The sequence below is a fragment of the Pseudanabaena sp. FACHB-2040 genome (assembly GCF_014696715.1).
Taxonomy (GTDB): Bacteria; Cyanobacteriota; Cyanobacteriia; order Phormidesmidales; family Phormidesmidaceae; genus JACVSF01.
On sequence record NZ_JACJQO010000013.1, the window covers coordinates 266,126 to 290,924 of the forward strand.

General features: G+C 57.2%; 17 protein-coding genes. 6 read left to right on the forward strand and 11 right to left on the reverse strand.

Going from position 1 to position 24,799, the window contains the following annotated elements:
* Nucleotides 1-315 precede the first annotated feature (315 nt).
* Nucleotides 316-1,665: a 3-phosphoshikimate 1-carboxyvinyltransferase gene (gene aroA, locus H6G13_RS16930; RefSeq protein ID WP_190484825.1), complete on the reverse strand. Its 1,350-nt coding sequence runs from the start codon at nt 1,663-1,665 to the stop codon at nt 316-318.
* Between the two features lie 130 nt (nt 1,666-1,795).
* Here aroA and dusA point away from each other — a divergent pair, with 130 nt between their 5' ends.
* Complete coding sequence (dusA, locus tag H6G13_RS16935; protein ID WP_190484827.1) at nt 1,796-2,836, forward strand: tRNA dihydrouridine(20/20a) synthase DusA; 1,041 nt, start codon at nt 1,796-1,798, stop codon at nt 2,834-2,836.
* A gap of 10 nt (nt 2,837-2,846) precedes the next feature.
* On the opposite strand, the gene H6G13_RS16940 is transcribed toward dusA, so the two are convergent.
* The gene (locus H6G13_RS16940) at nt 2,847-4,118 is read right to left on the reverse strand and encodes a PD40 domain-containing protein (protein ID WP_190484829.1); all 1,272 of its coding nucleotides are present in this window, start codon (nt 4,116-4,118) and stop codon (nt 2,847-2,849) included.
* 233 nt (nt 4,119-4,351) lie between these two features.
* Between H6G13_RS16940 and H6G13_RS16945 the strand changes: the two genes are divergently transcribed.
* Nucleotides 4,352-5,221 carry a hypothetical protein gene (locus H6G13_RS16945; protein WP_190484831.1) on the forward strand — a complete coding sequence of 290 codons (870 nt, stop codon included), beginning with the start codon at nt 4,352-4,354 and terminating at the stop codon, nt 5,219-5,221.
* On the opposite strand, the gene H6G13_RS16950 is transcribed toward H6G13_RS16945, so the two are convergent.
* Nucleotides 5,218-5,577 (reverse strand): helix-turn-helix domain-containing protein, encoded by a 360-nt coding sequence (locus H6G13_RS16950; RefSeq protein WP_190484833.1) that lies wholly within the window; start codon nt 5,575-5,577, stop codon nt 5,218-5,220. The two genes, H6G13_RS16945 and H6G13_RS16950, sit on opposite strands and share 4 nt — an antisense overlap.
* Before the next feature lie 122 nt (nt 5,578-5,699).
* Here H6G13_RS16950 and H6G13_RS16955 point away from each other — a divergent pair, with 122 nt between their 5' ends.
* The gene (locus H6G13_RS16955; RefSeq protein ID WP_190484835.1) at nt 5,700-6,305 is read left to right on the forward strand and encodes a flavodoxin family protein; all 606 of its coding nucleotides are present in this window, start codon (nt 5,700-5,702) and stop codon (nt 6,303-6,305) included.
* Between the two features lie 76 nt (nt 6,306-6,381).
* Here H6G13_RS16955 and H6G13_RS16960 read toward each other — a convergent pair whose 3' ends face one another.
* The 6 genes from H6G13_RS16960 to H6G13_RS16985 form a co-directional block, all read right to left on the reverse strand.
* Nucleotides 6,382-7,491 carry a glycosyl transferase gene (locus H6G13_RS16960; RefSeq protein WP_190484837.1) on the reverse strand — a complete coding sequence of 370 codons (1,110 nt, stop codon included), beginning with the start codon at nt 7,489-7,491 and terminating at the stop codon, nt 6,382-6,384.
* A 70-nt stretch (nt 7,492-7,561) separates the two neighbouring features.
* Entirely contained in the window at nt 7,562-9,448 is a 1,887-nt protein-coding gene (ftsH2, locus tag H6G13_RS16965; RefSeq protein WP_190484839.1) for an ATP-dependent zinc metalloprotease FtsH2, read from the reverse strand.
* Nucleotides 9,449-9,791: 343 nt separating this feature from the next.
* Entirely contained in the window at nt 9,792-11,243 is a 1,452-nt protein-coding gene (gene gltX, locus H6G13_RS16970) for a glutamate--tRNA ligase (protein ID WP_190484840.1), read from the reverse strand.
* Nucleotides 11,244-11,460: 217 nt separating this feature from the next.
* Nucleotides 11,461-13,584, reverse strand: coding sequence for a DNA translocase FtsK (locus H6G13_RS16975; protein ID WP_190484842.1), 2,124 nt, complete (start codon nt 13,582-13,584; stop codon nt 11,461-11,463).
* Nucleotides 13,584-15,728, reverse strand: a complete 2,145-nt coding sequence (locus H6G13_RS16980) for a P-loop NTPase fold protein (protein ID WP_190484844.1) — start codon at nt 15,726-15,728, stop codon at nt 13,584-13,586. Before H6G13_RS16980 ends, H6G13_RS16975 begins: the two co-directional genes overlap by 1 nt.
* A gap of 40 nt (nt 15,729-15,768) precedes the next feature.
* On the reverse strand, nt 15,769-16,599 hold the full coding sequence (locus tag H6G13_RS16985) for a hypothetical protein (RefSeq protein WP_190484846.1): 831 nt from the start codon (nt 16,597-16,599) through the stop codon (nt 15,769-15,771).
* 257 nt (nt 16,600-16,856) lie between these two features.
* Between H6G13_RS16985 and H6G13_RS16990 the strand changes: the two genes are divergently transcribed.
* Entirely contained in the window at nt 16,857-18,782 is a 1,926-nt protein-coding gene (locus H6G13_RS16990; protein WP_190484848.1) for a diguanylate cyclase, read from the forward strand.
* Here H6G13_RS16990 and H6G13_RS16995 read toward each other — a convergent pair.
* The gene (locus H6G13_RS16995; RefSeq protein ID WP_190484850.1) at nt 18,771-21,038 is read right to left on the reverse strand and encodes a GAF domain-containing protein; all 2,268 of its coding nucleotides are present in this window, start codon (nt 21,036-21,038) and stop codon (nt 18,771-18,773) included. The two genes, H6G13_RS16990 and H6G13_RS16995, sit on opposite strands and share 12 nt — an antisense overlap.
* Nucleotides 21,039-21,385: 347 nt before the next feature.
* Between H6G13_RS16995 and ffh the strand changes: the two genes are divergently transcribed.
* Nucleotides 21,386-22,864 (forward strand): signal recognition particle protein, encoded by a 1,479-nt coding sequence (gene ffh / locus H6G13_RS17000; protein WP_190484852.1) that lies wholly within the window; start codon nt 21,386-21,388, stop codon nt 22,862-22,864.
* Between the two features lie 85 nt (nt 22,865-22,949).
* Here the strand turns inward: ffh and infC are convergent, their stop codons facing one another.
* Nucleotides 22,950-23,435 (reverse strand): translation initiation factor IF-3, encoded by a 486-nt coding sequence (infC, locus tag H6G13_RS17005; protein WP_190484950.1) that lies wholly within the window; start codon nt 23,433-23,435, stop codon nt 22,950-22,952.
* Nucleotides 23,436-23,645: 210 nt separating this feature from the next.
* Here infC and H6G13_RS17010 point away from each other — a divergent pair, with 210 nt between their 5' ends.
* Complete coding sequence (locus H6G13_RS17010) at nt 23,646-24,773, forward strand: THUMP domain-containing protein (protein WP_190484854.1); 1,128 nt, start codon at nt 23,646-23,648, stop codon at nt 24,771-24,773.
* The last annotated feature ends 26 nt before the right edge of the window (nt 24,774-24,799 follow it).

Consider the following 24,799-nt stretch of genomic DNA (forward strand, 5'->3'; position numbering starts at 1 on the left):
GGGCAGCGTTTTCTGCGACAGGAGCGAAACTAAACAAATCGACAGGGCTCTAGGCTCTAGGTAGGCTGCTGCCTTCGGGTATCTCTAGCTATCTCAGATCAATGGGGTAACGGCAAGAGGCTATTGACCCTATTGACGCTAGTGCTCTCTGCGATCCTAAGTAGATCCTGGGCAGTTTCTAAGCAGAATCGGAGCTGTGGCCGAGCTGCGGCAGACCCACCAGAGCAGCTTGCCGCAGCCAGCCTGATTGGCTCAGAAACAGGCTCAAGTCACGGGGCAACCCTGGGTCATCGCCAGATTCAAGGTTTTCTCATATTATGCGGGTTGGCATAGGTTCGCCAGGGTTTGAACAAAGCTGGGATAGGAAACCGCTGCCGCCTCTGCTCGCTGAATGGTGGTTTGCCCTGAGGTGCGCAGGGCCGCAATGGCTAGGCTCATGCCTACTCGGTGGTCGGTGTAGCTGTCTACTTCGGCTCCCTGAAGCATTGCACCGCCCTCAATCTCTAGGCCATCGGGCTGTTCGGTGACTTGCGCGCCTAGACGATTGAGCTGCTGAGCCATGACGGTGATGCGATCGCACTCCTTCACCCGCAGTTCTTCAGCATCCTTCACCACCGTTGTGCCCTGGGCAAACAGCGCCGCCACGGCCAGCACTGGAATCTCGTCGATCATGCGAGGAATTAAATCGCCGCTGAAAGTGGCTGCTTTGAGGGCGCTGGCGCGCACCCGCAGGTCGGCCACGGGTTCTCCCGTGACTTCCCGCTCGTTTTCTAGGGTAATGTCGGCCTCCATCTGCCAGAGAGCATCGAGAATGCCGGTGCGGGTCGGGTTGATGCCGACGTTCTCAATCACCAGCTCAGATCCGGGCGTGATTAGGGCTGCTACCAGCCAGAAGGCAGCAGAACTGATGTCTCCGGGCACCACAATCGTCTGGCCCGTCAAGGTGGCAGGGCCGCTGACTGCGACGCTGCAGGTTTCAGGATCCACTGCGATATCCGCCCCAAAAGCCCGCAGCATTCGCTCACTGTGGTCGCGCGATAGGCTCGGTTCGCTCACGGTGGTTCGCCCCTCCGTCATGAGCCCTGCCAGCAAAATGCAGGACTTGACCTGAGCTGAGGCTACGGGAGAGCGGTAGTGCATGGACTTGAGCCGCTGCCCCCGCACCGCCAGCGGCGCTAGCGTGTTGCCCTGGCGGCCCCAGATGTCGGCTCCCATTTCGATTAGGGGTTTGATCACGCGGCCCATGGGTCGCGATCTCAACGACCCATCCCCAGTCACCGTAAAAAAGCGCCCCGGATGCGACGCCAGCAGGCCCAGCATCAGCCGCAGCGTGGTGCCTGAATTACCAGCATCTAGCACCTCAGAGGGTTCCTGCAGATTGCCCAGACCTACTCCCTGCACCGCCACCCACTCCTGCTCCAGATCTGAGAGGGTCACCCCCATCGCCCGAAAGCATTTGGCTGTGCTGCGCGGGTCTTCTCCCAACAGCAGGCCCTTAATGCGGGTTTCTCCCTGTGCGATAGATCCCAGCATGAGGGAGCGGTGGGAAATAGACTTGTCTCCGGGCACCTGCAGGCGGCCCTGGAGCGCTACGCCGCCAGCGGGCATTTGCAGGGCGAGAGTTTGGTGGAGAACGGTTTCGGTAAGTTGGATCAGCGCAGTCATTGAGGTGCAGTTGCAGTGTGCCGTAGCCGATCCTACCGCTTAGCTGGAGCGAAAGCTGATTGGGTTAGCTGAACCGCCATAATGGATAGGGTTGTTCTGACTATCCCCTCGGTAAAAAAAGCGTTTGACGATGTCAACTGTTGCTATCTTGCAGCCTGCCCACCCCACTGCTGCTGGGGCTCCTCCAGGCTATCCGCTCAGCGTGGCCCCGATGATGGACCGCACCGATCGCCATTTCCGCTACTTTATGCGGCAAATCACTCGGCAGACGCTGCTCTACACCGAGATGGTGACGAGTCAGGCCATTCTCCACGGCGATCTAGAGCGTCTTTTGGGCTTTTCTGCCGAAGAAAAGCCGCTGATCTTGCAGGTAGGCGGCGACGATCCGGCAGCGCTGGCAAAATGCGCCCGGATTGCAGCTGACTTTGGCTACGACGGCATTAACCTGAATGTGGGCTGCCCCAGCGATCGGGTGCAGAGCGGCCATTTTGGAGCCTGTCTGATGGCCCAGCCGCAGCGGGTAGCCGACTGTGTCGCGGCAATGATGGCGGCAGCTAACCTGCCCGTTAGCGTCAAGCACCGCATTGGCATTGATGACCTGGATCGCTACGAAGACATGGCTCACTTTGTGACGGTGGTCAGCGCTACAGGCTGCCGCTACTTCACGGTCCACGCTCGTAAGGCCTGGCTCAAAGGCCTCAGCCCCCGAGAAAACCGAGATATTCCGCCCCTGCGCTACGAAGACGTGCATCGCCTTAAGCGAGAGTTTCCCCACCTGTTTATTGAAATCAACGGCGGCTTTAAGACCCTGGATCAGGCCCAGGCCCAGCTTGAGCAGGTAGATGCGGTGATGATCGGTCGGGCTGCCTACGACGAACCCTACAGCTTTGCTACGGCAGATCAGGCTATCTTTGGAGCCACGACCCCACCCCTGACCCGCCACCAGGTGGCAGAGGCCATGCTGCCCTACATTGATGAGTGGTGTGCCCGAGGGTTTAAGCTCAGTACCCTCACCCGCCATCTGCTGCTGCTGTTTGTTGGGCAACCTGGCAGCCGCCTCTGGAAGCGCCAGATCACCGAACAGTCCTGCCGTCTGGGGGCCGGATCAGAGGTAGTGCGGCAGGCGCTGGCAGCGGTGCCCGATCCGGCCAAAATTCCAGCCGAGATTTAAGGCTCGCGGCCTAAGGCCCCCAGACAAAGGGATAGACATATTCATCGGGGGAGGTGAGCGATCGCAACTCTGTCCCATCGGGCCGCACTGCATAGAGAACCTGATTGGCCAAATCTTGACCAGCCTGCTCCCCGCTAAAAGCAATCCAGTCACCACCCGGCGACCAGAGGGTATTCATGACCTGGGCCAAAGGCTCTGGCGTCAGCGGGGTAAACTCACCCGTTGCCACATCCAGCACAAACAGCTCCTGATTTTCAACTTTGCCTGAAGCCAGTGCTATCTTCTGCCCATCAGGAGACCAGCTCAAAGCATCGTAGAAACCAGGGATGGTCACCGTTCTAATCTCTCCGGTCGCAAGCGTCACCAGCTGCACGGCTTCCCGGTTGTCATAGGGAGGATCTACTGGCTGGTAAAACGCAATGCGGCTGCCGTCGGGAGACCAGTAAATCCGGCTGCGGTAGATTTGGAAGTCAGGCTCGGGCGTGAGCAGGCGACGGTTGCTGCCATCACTATCAACCACATTGAGCCGCTGGTTGGGATAGTTGCCCTCAAAAAAAGCCAGCTGCCTGCCATCGGGAGACCAGGCTAGCGGGCTGCCGGCAGCACCGTACACACCAGGCTGGGTTGTGATGCGCTGAGGCTGAGCTGCATCGATAGTCAGCCGATAAATATGGTCTGCCTCGACATAGGCAACCTGGCTGCCATCGGGAGACACATAGGGGCGAGAGCTGAGATTGGTAGGCAGCCCTGGTAAACGACGAGTGCCGCTGATGCTGGTAGCATCGGAGACATACAGGCTCATGCTTCTAGACGAGGTGGAGGCAGGAGCCTCGCACAGCTCTCGAATCAGCAGCGTTGTTCCTTGGCTGGGCCAAATCAGATCCAGGTTAGGCATATAGGCACACTGGCTGTTAAACACCTGAGTCGGAGCTGGGCTGTTTGGGGTCCAGACATAGACTTCTCTGAGGTTATAAACAGCTGCCAAACGGCCATCTGCAGCCCAGGACAGCTCATCAAAGGGGGCTTCCTCGCCAGCATTCGGCAGGGTGAGCAAGGCTTGGCGGTTGGCGCTAGTCGGCGCGATCGAAAACAGTGAGCTAATCACCGCGAAGGATAGATTGCTAGTTAGCTCTCTGGGGCTGGTTACCCCCGATCTTGAGCCAGGGTCAGGAGCATTTTGGGCTGAAGGGGCTGCTTGAGCCAAGTCTGTGTGGGCCAGAGTCGAGGCTGGCAGGGGATAACTGGCTTGCCCCAGCAGCACCATCAAACTCAGTTCAATCACGGTGCGCTAACCCTCAAAAAAGCTTTCAACATTTGATTTTAATAATTGCAGAGTGTGAAGTATGACTGTTCGATCGGGGGGCCTGTTCCCGCAGTGAGATTTCTAGAGATAGCAAAGTGAGCTTTACTAAAGGTCGGAGATTCCTTTTTCCTGACCAAATTTCTTGCTAAATCAGGTATATCTGGCCCAGATGCCCATTTTTCTGCTCTGATCTTCCTACGCGCTTAAGCCCTATGAATTTTGGCAATCTCTTCCTTATCTTCTTGGTTTTGTCATCGCTTCAGCCCGCACTGCAGCGGCGACTGGTCGAGTCTCGCCGCCTCAATGCCATCCGGATGCTGGAGCAAAAGCGCGGCAGTCGGGTGATTCTGCTGATTCACCGGCAGGAGTCGATCAGCTTGCTAGGCATTCCTCTGTCTCGTTTTATCAACATTGAGGACTCTGAGCAAATCCTGCGGGCTATCCGCCTGACGCCGCCAAATGTGCCGATTGACATTATTCTGCATACTCCTGGGGGCCTGGTGCTGGCGACCGAGCAAATTGCCCGCGCTCTGCTGCGCCACCCTTCGAAGGTGACGGTGTTTATTCCCCACTATGCGATGAGTGGCGGCACCATGCTGGCGATGGCGGCCGATGAGATTGTCATGGATGAAAACGCCGTACTTGGCCCTGTAGACCCGCAATTGGGCAATGTGGCTGCAGCCAGCGTGCTGCGAGTGCTAGAGGAGAAACCGATTGAGAAGATTGACGACCAGACTATCATCACCGCCGATCTGTCCCGTAAGGCCATCGCTCAAGTGCAGCGGTTTGTGCGATCGCTCCTCGAAGACGCCATTCCCGAGCAAAAAATCCAGCCCGAAAACATCGACAAAATCATTGAGCGCCTAACCACGGGCCAGGTAACCCACGACTATCCGGTAGCCGTGGAAGAGGCCACAGAGATGGGTCTGCCGGTCACAGCCGGCTTACCCCTAGACATTTACAGCCTGATGGATCTCTACCCCCAACCGATGATGGGACGACCTTCGGTGCAGTACATTCCGCTGCCTTACCAAAACCCGCCCAGCCCCCCCAATCTTCCCATGCCCAAAGGCGGAGCTTAAGAGGCTTGCGGCGGTTCACAGGGCTGGCTTGAGCCGCCATACCAGCGCCGGGCCAAGTCATTGAGCTGGTCTAGCACGCCGACTAGCTCCTGCCCCCGCTCTGTTAGGCCATAGGTGACTTGGGGCGGAATGGTAGGTTCATGCTGCCGATAAATCAGGCCCTCCTGCTCCAGCATCCGCAGTCGCTCGGTGAGCACTTTAGTCGAAATTCCCTCTACTCGCCGCTTCAGCACGCCAAACCGGAGCGCCCCATCGGTAGAAAGTACCCACAGCAGATAGAGAGTCCATGGCCCCGACAAAATGGCCATTAAGGTGCCGACAGGGCAAGGGTTGAGATCTTTTGATAGACGCGGCATGACAGCTACTGGGATTTTATGGAGCGAATTTAGTTAGTTACTTTGAGGTACCTACTTTACTTTAGTAAGTAGGTACTTTTAGTATCTATTCTAGATTGAATGTCCTTACTCCAGTAGATCCTATGACAACCGTTGCAATTGTCTACTTCTCAGGCTCGGGCCATACTCATTTGCTGGCCCAGGCTTTGGCAGAAGGCGTGAATCAGGTGCCGGGCGCGACCGCTCAGCTACTGCGAATTACCGGTGAGCAAATCGTTGATGGCCGCTGGCAGGATGACACTGTGATGGCTGCGCTGGCTCAGGCCGATGCCATTGTGTTTGGCTCGCCGACCTATATGGGAGGCGTGGCTGCTCAATTCAAAGCTTTTATAGATGCGGCTAGCTCGGCCTGGTTTGCGCAGCAGTGGAAGGATAAGATTGCTGGTGGCTTTACCCATTCTGGTTCTTTGAGTGGTGACAAGCAGAGCACGCTGCTCTATTTAGCGATCAACGCAACGCAGCACGGCATGGTGTGGGTAGGGGCAGGCGATTTGCCCAGCCACTACATCGGCAAAACCGATGGCGTTAACCGCCTGGGGTCTTTCATGGGAATGATGGGCCAGAGCCCAATGACGATGGGTCAAGCTGAGGCAGCTTTGGACTCGGGTGACCGCTTGACGGCGCTTAGCTATGGCCAGCGCATTGCCCAGGCCGCGCATCGCTGGAGCCGCCAGCCGATGGCTGTTTAATACGGATTCTTTTTGTTAGGACTGATTGTTAAGAATTAACTGACTGAAGCTGTATCGGGCGCAGGCTCCTGCGCCCTTACCGAGGCGATCGCAAGTAGGCCACAACAGCTTCGGCAATCTGCTCGTTGCCGTTTTTAGCAATTGGCGTGTCTTTGCGAGGGGGCGACAGGGGTTGCGTTAAAAAGGCCCAGTCGCCTTCAAAGAACTCGGCTGGGGTTAAAACCTGGTGGTAGGCGTGGTCTTGCATGGCGCTAACCAGGACTGGGGCCTCGGCAAAGCCTTCTCGGGTGAGGGTGATAATGGGCAGGTCTAATCGGCAGGCCTCAGAGAAGGTGCTAAAGCCGGGTTTGGAGACGACTCGGCTGCACAGGGGCATGACATCGACGGGCCGAAGCTGACGGTTGGGCACTTTGAACAGGTTGGGCAGATCGGGGGCCTGCTGGTCAAAGGTCAAAAACTGCCAGTCGGGAAAATGGGCCAGGCCAGCATAGGGAATTTTTTCAATGCCGAGGCCGCCAAAGGTGAGCAGGACGGTTTTTTCGGGCGGAGCCGTGAGCTGCCCCTGCGATAGCGCAAGCACGGACGGGTCAGTTCGCAGTTCCTCTACCTCATAGCGAGGGTTGCCCCCTGTCAGCCCTACATCTTCGATTGCGGGAAACGCTGACATGGGTTCGTGGAAGGGTAAGCGGAACATGCGATCGCACGCCCCAAACTGGGCTGCTATCCAGTCAGCAATTGCTTCAAATTCGCCGCCCCAGGGCCGGTAAATAAAGTCCCAGCCGAAGTTGCTCATCATCCAGCAGGGCACCCCAGCAGCGTGGGCAATGGCCACAGCTAGCGGCGGGATATCGGCTAACACTAGATCGACCCCCGCTTCTTTCAAAAAAGCGGCCTCTGAAGCCACTAAATCGGCTTCTGTCTGCCGGATCTCCTGAAGTTTGGCCAAGGTAGTGGGCTTGTCCATCGTTAGGCTGTCTGACTGAATTACCCCGATATCAAAAGCCCGCTGGCGGAGGGTAAAGTCTCCTTTCAGGTAAGTCTGAAACAGCCACTGCGGGGCTGTAGTGGCCAGGATAAGCTGCATCTCTGGCAGATACTGCTGCACCGTAGCGGCAACGGCAGCAGCACGGGTAGCGTGACCAAAGCCGTGATTAGTAATTGCCAGGTAGAGAGTCGGACGGGCCATAGAAGATCCTTAAAGCTAAAAAAAGACTCGCCCAAGGGACGAGTCTTTGCGGTAGTTAGCCTAACAGGGCTTAGATTTGGGGTACAAACTGCTCTTTCTCAGGCACCGCCGTGTACTCAGAGACAATCTGGCGGAACTCGTCGCCGTTAATCGTTTCCTTTTCAATCAGCAGGTCTACCAGCCGGTCGATCAGCGCCCGATTGTCGCGGATGATCTGCTTAGAGGTGTTGTAAGCGTGCTCCACAATAGAGCGCACTTGGCCATCAATTCGGGAGGCAATTTCTTCGGAGTACTCCGAGCGCTGCAGCCAGTCACGGCCCAAGAAGACTTCTCCCTGGGAGCTTTCTAGAGACAGCGGCCCTAGGTCAGACATACCAAAGCGGGTAACCATTTGGCGGGCCATGCCGGTGACCTGCTGCAGGTCGTTGCCTGCGCCGGTCGTCACTTCGGCATCACCAAAGATGATGTCTTCGGCGGCCCGACCGCCCAATGCCCCGGCAATGCGCGCCAGGATTTGGGAGCGGGAGATTAGGGTCTGTTCTTCATTGGGGGTAAACCAGGTAAGGCCCTGAGCCTGTCCCCGAGGAATCAGGGTGACCTTTTGCACTGGGTCGTGGGCTTTGATCAGGGTGCCGACAATAGCGTGGCCAATTTCGTGGTAGGCAATCAGTCGCTTACTCTTGCTATCGACCAGGGGAGTGCCCTCCATCCCGGCGATCACCCGATCGACGGCATCGTCGACCTCACCCATTGTGATTGCTTCTTTGCGGCGACGGGCTGTGAGAATGGCGGCCTCGTTCAGCAGGTTAGCGAGGTCTGCGCCAGTAAAGCCAGGGGTGCGACGTGCGATCGCATCTAAAGAAATTTCAGGAGCCAGCTTCTTGTTGCGAGCATGAACCTCCAAGATTTCCAGTCGCCCTTTAACATCAGGCGGATCAACTGAAATCTGCCGATCAAATCGACCCGGACGCAGCAGCGCTGAGTCGAGCACGTCAGCCCGGTTGGTGGCCGCGATGATAATGATGCCGGTGTTGCCCTCAAATCCGTCCATCTCGGTTAGGAGCTGGTTAAGGGTTTGCTCTCGCTCATCATTACCGCCGCCGATGCCAGCGCCCCGCTGTCGCCCGACAGCATCGATCTCATCGATAAAGATGATACAGGGCGCATTTTCTTTAGCCTTCTTAAAGAGGTCGCGAACGCGAGAAGCGCCCACCCCAACAAACATCTCTACAAATTCCGAACCGGAAATGCTGAAGAAAGGTACACCAGCCTCTCCGGCAATAGCTTTGGCTAGTAGAGTCTTACCTGTTCCTGGAGGCCCCACCAGCAGCACGCCTTTAGGAATCCGGGCACCAATCGCGGTGAAGCGTTCTGGCTTCTTTAGGAAAGTGACGACTTCTTCTAGCTCTTCTTTGGCTTCGTCAACCCCGGCCACATCATCAAACATGATGCCGGTCTTGGCTTCCATCATAAAGCGAGCGCGAGACTTGCCAAAGCTCATGGCCTGTCCAGGCCCTCCGGCAGCGCCCCCAGAGCGGCGGAACAAGAAGAAAAGACCGCCAATTAGCAGCAGCGGGAACAGCAGGTTGCCCAAGGCTCCCCAAAGCGCCCCATCGTTGCGGATGGGATGGGAGTCGAGGCTGATGTCCATTGCCCGTAGGCGGCTGACCAGCTCAGGAGCATTTCCTGGCAGGTCTACCCGCCAGTGCTGCAGCCGGTTATCCAGTTCCGGATCGACCGCCTCTACAATCGCTGTTCGTCCCCCGTCATAGAGGTCAACAGCAGTCACCCGACCAGCATCTAAATAGTCAAGAAAGCGGCCATAGGTCATGCGGGTGTTGGCAGTGTTGCGGCCCACGTCTGCCGGTGCAGATGAGAATGCGCCTTGCCAGAAAAAGAACCCAATCACCAGGATCGGCAGGGTCCAGAGCAAGATAACTCTCCAGGAGAATTTCATAACCAGGTGGCCTCTAAAACAGCAGACGAGAACGATGTCGCAGAAAAACGATTCGCAGAGAAATGCCAGAGAGCTTCCTTAAGGGAGAGCAAAGGGCAGAGTTTTTAAAAGGATGCTTACCTTAAGTTAATAATGCATCGGGAATTGGGCAGTTGTCCTCAGAGCGGCGATAGAGAAATTGCCAAGCTCTCTTTATGAGATCAATCTTTACTTAATGTAACGTAACCAGATTCAGTCGATCAATGAAAAATATAGGGTGCGCCAGTTTAAGTCCTGACACACCCCATTTTTTAGGCAGATTAAGGGAGCAGAAAACCCATTCCCCCCCTGCTGATCCACCCCTCTACCCTTCTACTAAGCCCAGCGCCGCCTTCAGACGTGCCACATCAAACCCCCGCTGGTGCAGAATCACCCAAGATTCGGCCAAATCCGGCCCCTGCATATCTCCCATCAGGGCAGCTCGTAAGGTTTTCATAACCAGGCCCTTCTTCACGCCTTGGGCCTTAGCCACTTGGTCAGCTAACGCCTTCACATCGGCAGGGCTGCTGAGCGACGTTTCAGATGCGATCGCATCTACCGCCGCCTGCACCACCTCAGCCGCTCCCGGCTGCTGCATCTGAGCCTTGGCATCGCTGGAGTAAGGCAAAATCTCGCTGAAGAAGAAGTGGGCCTGAGCCACACTGTCAGGCAGGCGAGTCAAGCTAGGACCAATCAGAGCTGCCAGGGGCAGTAGCCAGTTGCGATCGCTCTCCAGATCAAACGCATATCCCGCCTCTTGCCAATAGGGCAAGATAGCTTCTAGCAGCGTTTCAGGCGGCAACGCGTGGAGATACTGGCTGTTGATCCAGTCCAGCTTGTCCCAGTCAAACTTAGCCCCGGCTTTATTCACCCGGTCAAAGCCAAACTTCTCAGCTGCATGGGGTAAGGTAAACAGTTCCTCGGCATCCGGCGGTGACCAGCCTAGCAGGGTCATATAGTTAGTCAGCGCCTCAGCGGTAAAGCCTAGCTTCTGGAACTCAAAAATTGAGGTGACTCCGTCGCGCTTAGAGAGCTTTTGCCCTGCCTGGTTCAAAATCAGCGGCGTGTGGGCAAAAGCTGGCAACGTCGCTCCAAAGGCTTCGTACAGCAAGATCTGCTTAGCCGTGTTGGCAATGTGGTCTTCCCCGCGAATGACGTGGGTGATGTTCATATCAATGTCATCGACCACCACAGCCAAATTGTAGAGCGGCTGGCCGATCTGGCCACCCGCCGAGGCCCGAGCTACGACCATGTCGCCGCCCAAATCGCTGGCCTTCCAGGTAACGGGGCCGCGCACCATATCGTTCCAGGTGAGGGTGCGATCGTCGTCGATTTTAAAGCGGATGACGGCAGTGCGGCCCTCTGCCTCAAAAGCAGCCTGCTGCTCGTCGGTCAGATTGCGGTGGCGGTTGTCGTAGCGCGGGGCCTGTCCCTTCGCTTTTTGGGCCTCCCGCATGGCCTCTAGCTCCTCTGGAGTGTCGTAGGCCCGGTAAGCCGACCCCTGGTCCAGCAGCTTTTGAATCGCCTCTCGGTACAGGTCAAGCCGCTGGGACTGAAAGAAAGGGCCTTCATCCCAGGTCATGCCCAGCCACTTGAGGCCCGTGAGAATGTTCTCGGTGTATTCGGGGCGCGATCGCTCCTCGTCGGTGTCTTCAATTCTCAGGATGAACTGGCCGCCCTCATGGCGCGCAAAGAGCCAGTTGAAGACAGCAGTTCGGGCAGTGCCGATGTGAAGATTGCCCGTAGGACTGGGGGCAAGGCGAACGCGGACAGTCATGGTTGTCTCAGCTAGCAGCAAATTCCCATTTTAACGGGTAGGGGGAAAGGGGGACGCGGGGACGCGGGGACGCGGGGACGCGGGGACATGAAGATAGGGGGGGTGGGGAAGGTGAAGGAAGACTCAACCTATACGTTTTCTCTCCCCCCAATCTCCCCCATCCTCCCTACCTCTCCAATCTCCCCAATCTCCCCCTCCCCACGCCTCTTCTACTCCCCTAAACCGCCACCTGCCCTGCAAACAAGCTCTGCAGCCGCAGCAGCTGGGCTCCTTGGAGGTAAAGCAGGTCGCCCTTGCCTAGTAGATTGGCTGCGTCGCCCTGCTTGCCGCCCAAAATAATCATAGAGTCGGCATCGCTGGCGGTGCGGAGGGCAACTCGTCCCGGCAGGTTGGAGCGGATCAGGGGTGTGACGACTTTGGCTTCGGGGCGCTGGGTAGCGATGATCAGGTGAATGCCTGCGGCACGGGCCATGGCCCCTAGGCGCTTGATGCTGTACTCCAGGGCGGTGCGGGTTTCTTTTTCGGCCATGAAGTCGGCGTATTCGTCAAATATGCAGACGATACGCGGCAGGGGCTCTTGGGCTTTGGCGTTGTGGCCTGCTAAGTCGGCGCAGCGGGCCTGCTCGAAGCGTTGATAGCGCCGATCCATCTCTTCGACTAGGCGGGTCATGAGTGCGATCGCACCCTCGCCATCTTTCACCACAGGTTCTAGCAGCGAGGGCAGGGTTTCAAAGTCGGGAAAGGTAACGCGCTTGGGATCGACCAGGGCGATTTGCAGGTGGGCAGGGGTGTGGCGGGCGACGAGGGAGAGCAAGAGCGATCGCAAAAACTCGCTCTTGCCGCTGCCGGTAGTGCCGCCTACCAAAAAATGGCAGGTGTTGGGGTCAGATAGGTCGGCCTCGATCAGCTCCCCGTCTAGGTTGACGCCAATGGCGATTTGTACGGGTGCTGTGATCGGCAGGTGCTGTTGCTGCAGGTACTGGTCAAAATGAGCTGTCTGCCGGTCGGGTCGAGGCAAGTCCACGCTGACAAATCCAGCCTGAGGCGCGATCATCGGCGGTGCGGTTAGCCCCAACTGCACCCGCAGATCGTCCGATAGCCGCAGAATAGAGCTGACCTTGACGCCCATATGGGGCCTGAGCCGCACCCGAACGAAGGCTGGCCCCACAGCCACTCCCTGCGAATCTACGCCGACGCCAAAGGATTTTAGAGTGTGCACTAGCTGGGCTGAAATTTGGTCGTAGTTCGCTGTGGCCGAATCAGCCTTTGCCTGACTCTGCGCTTTTGGAGAGACGGGCTGTGGCTTTTCCGGAAGCGGTACGGGTGCAGTCGGTTGGGGCTGCCTAACTGGAACGGCTTGCGTAACTTCAGCCTGCAAAGCCTGAGCACTGCCGCCGGTCAAATCAAGCTGCTTTGACTGGGCCTTGGTTGGTTTAGACTGCTCCTTCCTGGCGGACTCTGAGGAAGCGGGGGAAGGCCCATCGCCAAAATAGCTCTGGCACTTGGCCCGCTGCGGACAGATCTCACATAGATGGGGATAAGGCGTTGCGGGCGGTGGGTCTAGTTGACCGACCCGCCAGGCCAGCCAGGTCTGAATCTGCTGGAGCTTTTGGGGCACTAACTGGTGGAGGGTTTCGGCCAGCTGCTCCCAGGAATAAACCTGCTCTCGCCAGTCTGGCAGCACACTATAGACAGCTGAGTTGATTGGCACGCCTACTGTTTCCCGCAGCAGCAGCCCGTATAGCGCCACCTGCACCACTTGGGCCGAGGAGTCGGGCGCGGAGTAGGTCTTGTACTCCGCTACACAGAGCCGCTGCTCCCGGAAGTCGTACATTAGGCTGTCGTAGCGGCCCGTAACGGTTTGCCGCTGACCGTTGGCCAGAGCAAAGGTATAGCGCACCGTTAACTCCTGGCCCAAAAACGTTTTTTGAATCAGCTGTTCAGGCGGGCAAAACCGCCGATTTTGCACCAGCCACTCGGCCCACCGCTGGATCAACCCCTGTAGCCCTTGCCAAATCTGGTGTAGCCCCACCGCCCTAGCCGGATCGCGCTTAACGGTTGCCTGCAAATAGGGGTAGAACACTGTGGCGTAGAGCCGCTGCTGGATCTGCTGAGCCAACATTGCGCTATCGAGAGTTTCTGGCCTCAAAAATTCTTGAAAGGCAGCATCCTGCCGCAGCTGCCGCACACACCAATCAGCTAGCTGATGAAAAGCGCTGCCAATGCCGGTCGCTCCGCCAGCGGGCAAAAACAAAGTCTGCCCGCCGCTGTGGTACCCCAGGTACAGCAGCCGGGGGCATTCAAAGGCGAGCCGAATATCGGTGACGGACAGGGGCGGCATTACTCTGGCACCAGGCAGATGAGCTGAGCTTCGTAGGCGGCGTTGGGGTCCACAAACTGCAGTCGGTTTTCTTGGCAAAGCTGCTGAATCAGCGGCTTAACTTCGCGATCGCTAAGACCGGAAACCTGGTTGAGCGTGTTTTCGGTCAGGGCTTGGACGCCCATTAGGCCCTGAGTGGTCATCAGGCTGAGAATGTACTCCTTGGCCTGATCCAAGTGGGGCGACTTTGGGCTGTGGGAACGGCTCGGGCGAGAACCTCGGGAAGGTGCCTTGGAGCCTGTGGGTTTGGTGGATTTAACGGTGGTCTTTGCTTCTGGTTCTGTCAGGGGCGGTGCTGGGGCTCCTTCGGGCACCACCTCTAACTCGTGTAGCAGCGGGCAGCCGTTGAGCGAGCCAGATTGCCGCACCATCTCCTGCAGCATGGCCACGGTGGGTGTGGTGTGACCCACCACTAGTTCGCCTCCAGAAGCGGCATTGACCAGGGCGTGATAGGTCTCTAGATAGTGAACAGAGAGCAGGTCGGGAATGACATGGAGGTAGTTGGCATAGGCAAAGACCTGGCGGTAGATCTGGTGCCCCTTGCTGTTGGGCCGCCCCAGGTCTTCGGCGCGAATCAGGTACATGCGGTGAACCTTGCCAGCGGAGTCTCGCCCGTTGCCGTTGCTTGTATTTACCGCCTTTTCGCAGGCTCGCATGAGGTGGTAAAAGCTGGTCATATTGCGATCTTCAGTCCAGATGATGCCGGTACTAACGGGCGCTTCGTGGGCCAGGGAATAGGCAGAAAATTTAGGGCTTTTGAGAAAGGATGTCCGAAGGCCGGGGATTTGCAGGGCTTCTAGGGCCTCGCGCAGCCGCCAGATTAGCTCGGGTGATGAGAGCTGAGAGATGCGGCTGAGGCGACCGCGCACCTTTTGAAACTCCTTTTGCCAGAGCAGGTCAAAGCTGGCGGATTCGACTGCAGCCGCATGGGGCCGAGGGGGCGGGGGCGGGGGCGGCTTGTCAATCGGCTGAGGCGCAGGCGGATCGCCCAGGTGACCGTTGTCTTTAAACTGCTTGATCAGCTGCTGGCCCAGCATCAGCACGTTGCGGGGCAGGGCGCGACCACCGGGAAACTTGCTCTCTAGCCAGGGGCGCGTGAGGGGTGCGATCGCACTCTCCGGTTTAGGTTCAGCCTGCTGATGAAAATCTGCTAGCCGGCTGGCCCACAGCGACTCTGCCTGATCCAGGTGAATGCCTTTGAGAGTCAGGGTGCAGTTAATTCGGGCCTTGTCGGCAGGCTGCAGAGACGAGTGGTACTGCCGCCAGGTGCCAGTGATGATGCTGATTAGAATGACAAAGTTGTTCAGGCTCTCGTTATGAACCGTGGAGTTGACGTTAAAAAGCGCCTGCAGATCGGGCTTGCCGTCGGCCTGCTTGGGAATATTGTCGAGGTTGTCGAAGCAGAGCACGATGGGCTGGGTCGATCCTGAGATGCGGCCAAAGTTCATCAGGATTTTTTGGGCGGCATCTTCAGAGTTAATCGATGCCTTGACCCGCAGGGCACTCAGGTCTTCTTCATCAAGGTCGTCGCCCCGCAGCCAGTCGCAGGCCAGAGGCCGCAGGTCGGGGTTGGTCAGGTCGTAGAGAACGCCAAAAAATTCCTTGGCATTGTAAATACCCGCCGGAAAGCTAGCCCGCAATTCTCGAATAAAAACACTGCGCTCGCCTTGCACCCACTTGAGCAGGCTGTGCTCTTTTAGGCTGGGCAGGCTCTTGAGCCAGAGCAGCAGCTGCGACTCGGCCTTGCCTTCAGGGGCGTGAACCAGGCTATCTACGGTATTGCGTAAGACGTGCCGCCAGAGGTATTGGCTGTCGGGCCAGGGGCCAATGTAGGCAAAGAAAGCCCGGTCGTTGAGCCGGCGCTTGAGCCGACCCAGCAGATAGCTCTTGCCCGAGCCAGAATCCCCCGCTAGCAGCAGGGTGCGGGAAATGCGATCGCACCGCACCTGCTCCAAGAGGTCTTCAACCGTGACCACCGCCTCCTGGTGAATCGCCGTGACCTCCTGGGCCGGGTTCTGCGCCTCTTGCCAAAAGTTGCCCGGCTTGAAAGTAGCCGGGTCAAAAGGATTGACGCTGCGCTGAACGAGTTGCTCCAGGGATGTCACGCTGATATCTCTGCCCCTTGGGTCCTGCTCATAGACCACGCTAGCCAATTACGCTGATAAAAAACAATGCCCCACCAATGTCTTGGGAAATGCCCGCCTCGATCTGGCTGCGGCTATAGGCCGTCACATCCTGTAGCGTGCTGAACTCGATGCGGTCCTCTCGCTGCAGCTGGTACAGCAGCTGATCGAGCGCATCCCGGCTCAGGGGCGGCTGCAGCGCCTCTCTGAGCCGAAAAATGGGCAAATAGTTGTCTGCTGCCAGCCTTTGATCTAGTTCGATAATGCTTTCTAGCACGTCATCGGCGCTAGAGGGAGCAGCAGGCTCTAGGGGGGTCTCCGGCACTGCTTGATGCCAGGTCTGTCTTAAAAACTGCACGTAGTTCCCCAGCATGGACAGGCTTAGGATGGGGGCTGTGCCCTGGGGGGTGCAGTCTGTCAGCAAAAACTGTTTGCCGGGGGCAGTCAGCCAAACTTCTTTGACCTGAGTGCTGCGAATCTTTAAAAGGCCCCGGCCCTCCAGGCCCTGAATTAGCCGTTGGCGGCTGGCGGCTGGCACCTTTTTAGAAACTTGGCTGGGCGTGGTTAGTCCCTGGGTGCTGGTGCAGGCCCGCAAAACCAAAAGCTCGTCAGGCGTGACGGGCAAGGTAGACGTATCTAGGCCGAGCAGAGTGCGGCCAGCGGGGGTGAGGCTAAACTGCTTAACCTCGCCAGTGAAATCCACCAGTCCTTTGCTGCATAGACTGTGGCAAATTCTGTCACGCTCTGGAGCTTTGGTCTGTGGATTTATCTTGATCTGGCTAATGGGGGTGCGGTAGCCGGGAAAGGCCAAAAGCCGCAGCAAAAACTTTAGCTCAAGGGTTGTAACATCCATGCAGTCAGCAGTCAGCAGAGAATTAAGATGCCCCATTCATTTGTACTTTAGCTTACGGCTTAACCGAGCCTGCCAGTGCGGTGTTATCCTCTAGACCCCGGCTCCGACAGGTACGCTGCGGGCCTCTTAACCTCACGTTAAATCAGATTGATTGCTTGGCGCTGCTCCGTAACCACCGGGAACTCTGAAGAATATCTCTAGATAGTGCTAACCCTTGGCAATAGCAGATCCACAATCCCTCCCGGTGGCTAACTATAGTGACAGGCTCTGAAGACCTTTTGTTTGACACCTGCTGCTGCAGATCTTTTCAGCAGGCGCTGACTATCGACCCAACGCCTGTCGAAGCCCCTGCCCAAATGCCTGTTGCTGAGGTGCTCCACCAGATGGTTGCCGCTAATCGTGCCTATGCGCTGGTTCAAGGTAGGCCGCAGCCATCCCTCTTCACCTACCAGCAGGCGGCCCAGGCCGCAGCCGAGAATCTAGACTTGTCTCTGACTCTGGTGGGTCAGGTTGCGGTACCTATATCTGATGCTGTCGTCAAGCCCTCCGCCGACCTTGAGCGGCAGGCCCAGGATCTGTTTCAAGTGGGCACCGTTGACTGGCTGCCGGTTGTGAACCAGGCCCGTCATCCAGTTGGCATTTTGACCCGCCAGGGACTGCATCCCCTAAATCTACGGGTTGCCGCCCATGTGCCGCTACCTATTGCGGGGCAAGAGAGACCGCCTTTGTGCCTGCCGGACAAGGGCCTGCAAGAGCGGGAGGAACGGTTACGAATTGCCCTAGAGGGAGCCTGTACGGGTACCTGGGATTGGGATTTGACCAATGGCATGATGGTCTGGTCTGAGGGGCAGGAGCGGCTGTTTGGGCTGGCTGCAGGAGAGTTTGACGGGCGCTTTGAGACGTTTCTGAGTATGGTGCATGGGGAGGATTGCGATCGCACCCGCCAAACCCTAGAGAACGTGATTCAGTCCTGCCAGCGCTACGACCTGGAGTTTCGCATTATCCGTCGCGATGGCTCGTTGCGGTGGCTCTCTAGCCGAGGCCGGGTCTTTGCCCAAAACAAGCGACCCGTGCGGCTGGCCGGAGTCACGCTAGACATCACTGATCACAAGCGGGCGGAGGCCGAACTGCAGCGCCAGGTTCAGCGTGAGCGAATTATTGGCGAACTGGCCCAGCGCATCCGCCAGCTGCTAGACCTAGACAGCATTTTGGAGCAGACGGTGACGTCCGTACGCCAGTTCATTGAGGCGGATCGGGTCATTATTCTGCAGTGCAGTCCGGTGATGAGCGGCCAAGTCATCAAAGAGTCGCTCGACCCCAAATACCCCTCCATGATGGAGTGGACCCTGCGTGATCCTTGGTCAGTGAACGAGAAATATCTCAACTTTTATCGACAGGGTCGGGGGCTGGCGGTAGACAATATTCACACCCAAAAGCTTCAGCCTGACCAGCTCCAGTTTCTAGAGTATTTTGGCATTCAGGCGGAGGTGGTCGTGCCCCTCCTCCAGGACGAAACGCTTTGGGGACTGCTGGTAGTGCATCAGTGCGATCGCCCCCGGCTCTGGCAGACAGCAGATGTGCGCTTGCTACAGAACCTCTCGACTCAGGTCAGCATTGCCATTCAGCAAGCGAGGCTCAATCACGACCTGAGGCAGGCCAACGAACAGCTCAAAAAAATCGCCTTTCTAGACGGGCTGACTCAAGTTGCCAACCGTCGCTGCTTTGAGCAGTACCTCAACCAGGAATGGCGGCGACTGACCCGTGAACAGGCCCCCCTATCGCTGATTATGTGCGATATCGACTACTTCAAAAACTTCAACGATATCTACGGCCACCAAGCAGGCGATGGCTGTCTGCGGCGGGTGGCGCGAACCTTGAGCCGCAGCATCAAGCGACCTGCTGACCTGCTGGCCCGCTACGGCGGTGAAGAATTTGTCGTAATCCTGCCGGGAACTGACCTGGCCGGGGCTGAAATCGTGGCAGAAGATATGCGCATAGCTGTCCGCAGCCGCTGCATTCCCCATGCCGGATCTCAAATTGAGGCGTTTGTCACGCTGAGTCTGGGGGTGGCAGCCTGTGTGCCGACCCCAAGCAGCAGCCCAGAGATTCTGATAGGCAGAGCAGATGGGGCGCTTTACCAGGCTAAGCACACGGGGCGCGATCGCATTGTGCTAGCTAACTAGTCCCTCAGGCAACACTTTGACCCTGGCAAACTTTAGGCCACTAACGCCCTGCATCGGCTCTACATTGCCCTGAATGATGGTGGACTCGACCCAGCCTTCTCGGTGCAGATAGCGTAGATACTGCTGGTACTCCTGCCACTCTTCTTCGGTGGAGTAGACCACCGTTAACATACCGGGTTGGGTAATGCGATCGCGCGTTTCGGCCTCGCAGGCTTTGTCGATCCGTTTTTTGACAATTTCATAGCGAGTGTCACGAGTGCCCCGCACATCAAACAGCCGCTCAGTGTTTTCATCGTGGGTGATGTCTACGGTTGCGGCCTGCACCAGCACTAGATGGGTAACTTCTAAATGGGTATGGCTGTTGTCTTTGAGGGTAGAGGCGGCGCGAGCGCAGTCGCAGACCGCCCGCATCTGCTCGTAGCGCAGACTGCGCAGGTGAAAAGGCGTGAACTGAGGATCGATGGAGCGACCCGCATAGATCATATGGTCAATTCCGTCGGTCGCTTCAATATCGCAGTAGTGGCGGGTAATGCCCTGCATAGTCTGCTGCCAGCGATTCCAGGTATCTCGCAACAGCAGATTGATCTGATTGATGGTCTGGTCGTAGAGGGCGCGGGCCGCATACACACAGCCGTGTGCCGGATTGAGAGCAGCTTGGTAAGCCTCTACGGCCTGACGGGCGGTGGGGCTGCAGCTGGCAAAAAACTCAAAGTAACCCTCTAGCGTGTCTTGCAGGTAGCGCACCAGCGTTACTTCGGCATCTACTGTAATGCCCCCCTCTAGCTCCTGAATGTGCTCCACCAAATCAACCCGAAACTGGCTAGCAAAGGCGTTATCGCCTTTCTCGCAGAGGGCATCTACCACCGCCAGCGCCAATCGAAACTGGGTCAGCAGATCGGCCTGAATAGCCCGGTTGCGCTCCTCCGACGAACCCCGTACATCCGAGATGCCGTACAGCGGATAGACATTTTCAAACACAATCGGTTCGGGCGGTAGGCCCCAGCTACGGCGCTCAGCCTCCTGCTCAAACCGCCACCGCACCGCACTATGAATGTTGGTAAAGCGGTCTTGAACCGTATGGCGCAGCGCTGCTGTCAGCGACGGAATGAGCCGGGCAGCCTGGTCACAGTCGACCTGGGTAAAGGCGTAGGGGTGGCGGCTGGTAACGCCCACCAGGCCCAGCAGATGCCGCGACTCGGCCTTGAGGGCTGCAGACTTGATCACCAGGGGAATGATCAGCAGTGATCGCACCCCAGTTTCCAAAATATGTCGCGCACAGTCGGTCGTGCAGTTGAGGCTGAGGTCGGGAATGTTGAGCACCCGTCCGCTGCCGTTAAAGAATGAAGACTGCTGCAGCATCTGCACCGGATAGGTCTGCACGTCCCACTCTGGCTTCTCTAGCCCCATAAATAGCGTGACCTGATCGTTCTCAGCGCTCAGAATCAGGCTGCCATCGGCTCGAAAGAGCTGCTTCATCAGCGCATTGGCCCGACCAAACTTCAAGGGCTCTAGCACCGAGTCTCGGCTGACCAAAAGCTGCACCAGGGAACTGGCTAGCTCCCGCTCGGTCACGTTCCACCCCTCCAACAGCAGGTAGCCGCTGGCTTCATAGTCTTTGGGGTCGAGCGTCTCTAGCAGCAGGGCCAGGGGGGAACCGGGGGTGAGCAGCTGAGCCGTTACGCCTTGGCGATCGGGGGGGGCGGGCCAGCAGGCCCCCAGGCGGCTCAGCAGGCTATCGCTGATCGAGCGAATCAGCGGAGTTTCGAGTGGGGAGCCGCCGGGAAAGGCACTCTGCAGCCGTAGCTCAAGCTGCCGCTTTTGGTCGCTCTCAGGTTTTCTCAGGCTGACAATCACCGGCTCCCGCATCAACCTTTCGTCCACTAGGTTGACCTCACCATAGTGGTACTGCAAAATCCCATTGAGTATCTGCAGGCGCAGCCGCTGCAGCAGTGCTGCTTGATCGGTGGGCGATAGGTGCTCCAGCAGGGGCGTAGTGGTGCCAGGCGGATAGGCCAACAGTCGGCGACAGGTTTCTGTGGCAAACAGCACCGAGTGCTGCAGCTGGCCGCTGGCGCGATCGCTCTTGACCTCGAGTAGTGCGATCGCAAGTCGACTGCGCTGCTCGATCAAAGCCAGCCAGTCGGCTCCCTGCAGGGCAGCAGCCGGCTCCAAACTCGGGCAGGGCTCCTCTTCTATTGTCGTAGGAACGTTGGCCGCCCTGCGCATGTCCGCCCCATTGGAAAACGCTTGCACCATGATCGTCAACTACCCTTCAAAACCTTATTGACAGGACGTCTGGGGGCAACTTTAGGGCCTACAAACTTGCCTGCTTTAACACCTCTTTACAGCGTGCCCGACTCTGCGAAGAATGCAGCGTCGTGCCCACAGGCAGCAGTCATAAGAAACGGTGACGGCTAGCCGCTTTGAGGTGTAAAAAACAAGTCTGCAGCAGTAGAAGCCCCTGAGCTGCCCATACCCCTGTCCCCACCGGGATGGGCTAAACCCTTTACAATGGATAATTTGAGCCTAACATACTTAGCATTTCCCCCTAGGGAGGGATTTTCCCTGGGGACTTGTGTTCTCGCAGTCACCCTGATTGACCCATGTTTGAAGCCCTTTCTGAGCGTTTTGAGTCGGCCTGGAAATCGTTACGCGGCCAGGACAAAATTAGTGAATCCAACGTGCAGGAGGCGCTGCGAGAAGTTCGTCGCGCCCTGCTAGAAGCCGATGTCAACCTCCAGGTCGTCAAAGACTTTATCAACGACGTCCAGGAAAAGGCACTGGGCGCGGAGGTCATCTCGGGGGTCAACCCAACCCAGCAGTTCATCAAGATTGTTAACGATGAGCTGGTCAAGGTCATGGGGGAGACCAACGAACCCCTAGCCGATGTTGCTAACAAGCCCACAGTGGTGCTCATGGCGGGTTTGCAGGGCACGGGTAAGACTACAGCTTCGGCCAAACTAGCGCTGCACCTGCGCAAAAGCAACCGCACCACTATGCTGGTCGCTACTGACGTCTACCGACCGGCGGCAATTGATCAGCTCGTCACCCTGGGTAAGCAGATCGATGTGCCCGTCTTTGAAATGGGGTCTGATGCTAACCCGGTAGACATTGCCCGCGAAGGCGTAGCCAAAGCCAAAGAAGCAGGCATAGACACCGTCATCGTAGACACGGCAGGTCGTCTGCAAATCGACCCGACCATGATGGCGGAATTGGCCAATATCAAGCAGGCCATTCAGCCCGATGAAGTGCTGCTGGTGGTCGATGCCATGACCGGCCAAGAAGCCGCCAACCTGACCCGCACCTTCCATGAAGAGATCGGCATTACTGGGGCCATTCTGACCAAGATGGATGGCGATTCGCGGGGTGGCGCGGCGCTGTCGGTGCGGCAGATCTCTGGCAAGCCGATCAAGTTCGTCGGCGTCGGCGAAAAAGTTGAGGCCCTGCAGCCCTTCTACCCAGACCGATTAGCCTCCCGCATTCTCGGCATGGGCGACGTGCTCACCCTGGTTGAAAAAGCCCAGGAAGCGGTCGACATTGCCGATGTCGAAAAAATGCAGGAAAAAATTCTACAGGCCAAGTTTGACTTCGATGACTTCTTGAAGCAGACCCGCCTGATGAAGAGCATGGGGTCGCTGGGCGGTATCATGAAGCTGATTCCCGGCATGGGCAACAAGATTTCTAGCGAAATGCTGGAGCAGGGCGAAGTGCAGCTCAAGCGCGTGGAGTCGATGATCAACTCCATGACCCGCGAAGAGCGCAAGAACCCTGAACTGCTCTCGGGCTCTCCTAGCCGCCGTCGCCGCATTGCCTCTGGCTCCGGACACGGTGAAAAAGACGTCAGTAAGCTGGTCAGCGATTTTCAGAAGATGCGATCGCTCATGCAGCAAATGGGCTCAGGCCAAATGGGCTTCCCTGGTATGGGCGGCGGTTTTCCTGGCATGGGTGGCGGTGGACTCCCCGGCATGGGTGGCGGCTTCCCCGGCATGGGTGGTGGCCCCCAACCCGGTTTCCGCAATCCTGGCGGTCAAGGCAAAAAGCAGAAGAAGCAGAAGAAGAAAAAGGGGTTTGGTCAGCTGTAGGAGGGGTATAAGGTGAAGGGTTTAAGGTATAAGGAACGCACCTTACACCCTAAACCCTAAACCCTATACCTTTTAACCCTCTGCCCTATCCTGGCGTCACCAGCACCATGAGCGATCGCTTATCTAAAGACTGCACCTTACCGGCGTCGCCTAGATCAGTAACCACTCGGTCTAGCAACTCTGCAGCACGGTCTCGGTGCTGGTGCTCCCGACCCCGCAGGTGAATCATGAATTTCACCGAGTCGCCTTTGTCTAGCCACTGGACAGCTCGATCGATCCGTAGCTTGTAGTCGGATGCCCCAACGTTGGGACGCAGCTTAACTTCCTTGACCGTGGGCTTAGAACTCTGGCGCTGTCGCTTATTCTGTTGATACTGGAATTTGCCGTAGTCCAAAATCTTGGCAACCGGAACATCCTTGCCTTCAGAGACCACGACTAGGTCAAGCCCGACGTCTTCAGCAATATGTAGTGCCTCACGTGTGTTGATTAGACCGCGATTTTGGTTTTCGTGGTCAATTAACAACACTTGAGGAACCTTGATTTGTCGGTTGAGCAGATGTTGCTTGGCTATGGTTTTTTCCTCTTGAACTCGACAGGTCGTAGGGAGATATTGCTAAATTAACTCAGCAAATGGCTATCCTCCAGTACCAGGCTGTTTAATTAACCTTTGGGAGAACCACCTCAAATTTTATTATTACCCCGCCGACCTCAACAAAGCTCTACCCCGAGATAATTCCTTTAAAGGGCTTAAATAGAGAAGTGTCCCCTGATCTGTGATCCCATGTCGAGCCAGTATTTTGCGACGGTTGCCCGCGGCCTTGAACCCCTTGCTGTACAAGAGCTAGAGGCTCTAGGAGCAGAGGCTATAGAGCCTGGTTTTTGTGGGGTGGGCTTTAGCGGCGATCGCAGCCTACTCTACCGAGTGAACCTTTGGGCCAGACTGCCTTTCCGGGTCTTGGTGAAGTTAGATGAATTTTCGTGTCAGACGGCTGAAGATCTCTATCAGGGTATCCGGACAATCGACTGGCAGCCCTACCTAACGCCAACCCATACCCTGGCTGTTACCGCCACTGGCAAGAGCCGTCAGCTTAACCACACCCACTTCACGGCCCTACAGGTCAAAAATGCAATTGTCGATCAGCAGCAGGCTGCGTTTGGCGAGCGCTCCAGCGTCGATACGGAACAGCCTGATGTGCGGATCAATATTCACCTGGAGCATGACCAGTGCACCGTCAGCCTCGATAGCTCTGGCAGCAGTCTGCATCGTCGGGGCTATCGGCCTGCGGTTGGCGCAGCTCCGCTGAAAGAATCTCTAGCCGCTGCTCTAATTCAGCTAACGGGTTGGCAGCCGGATATGCCCTTCTTCGATCCGCTTTGTGGCTCTGGCACCTTGCCTCTGGAGGCTAGCCTGAAGGCTTTGAATGTTGCCCCTGGCTTGTTTCGCGAACAGTTTGGCTTTGAAACCTGGCCTGATTTTGATGACGACCTATGGGACGGCTTGCTGCAGGAGGCTGAAGACAGCCAGCGGGAGGATCTAGAGGCGGTGATTGTGGGTTGCGATCGCGACCCCGAAGTGATTCGCCAAGCCCGTGCGAATGCTCTTAACTGCGGGGTGGGTCATCTAGTGAAGTTTTCCTCAGAGGAACTGGACTCGGTAGAAGCTCCGGCGGATCATGGCGTTTTGCTGTGCAACCCGCCCTATGGGGAGCGGCTAGGCCGGGATGAAAACTTAGGCCAGTTTTACAAGCTTCTAGGCAATGTTTTGAAGCAGCGGTTTAAGGGCTGGACGGCGTTTGTCTTGAGCGGTAATAAGGAGCTAGCCAGTACAATTGGGCTGAGGTCGTCGCAACGCTTTCCGGTTTACAACGGCTCGTTGCCCTGCCAACTGATGAAGTACGAACTGTATTGATGTTCCTGGCTGGTTTGCCTGGGTAC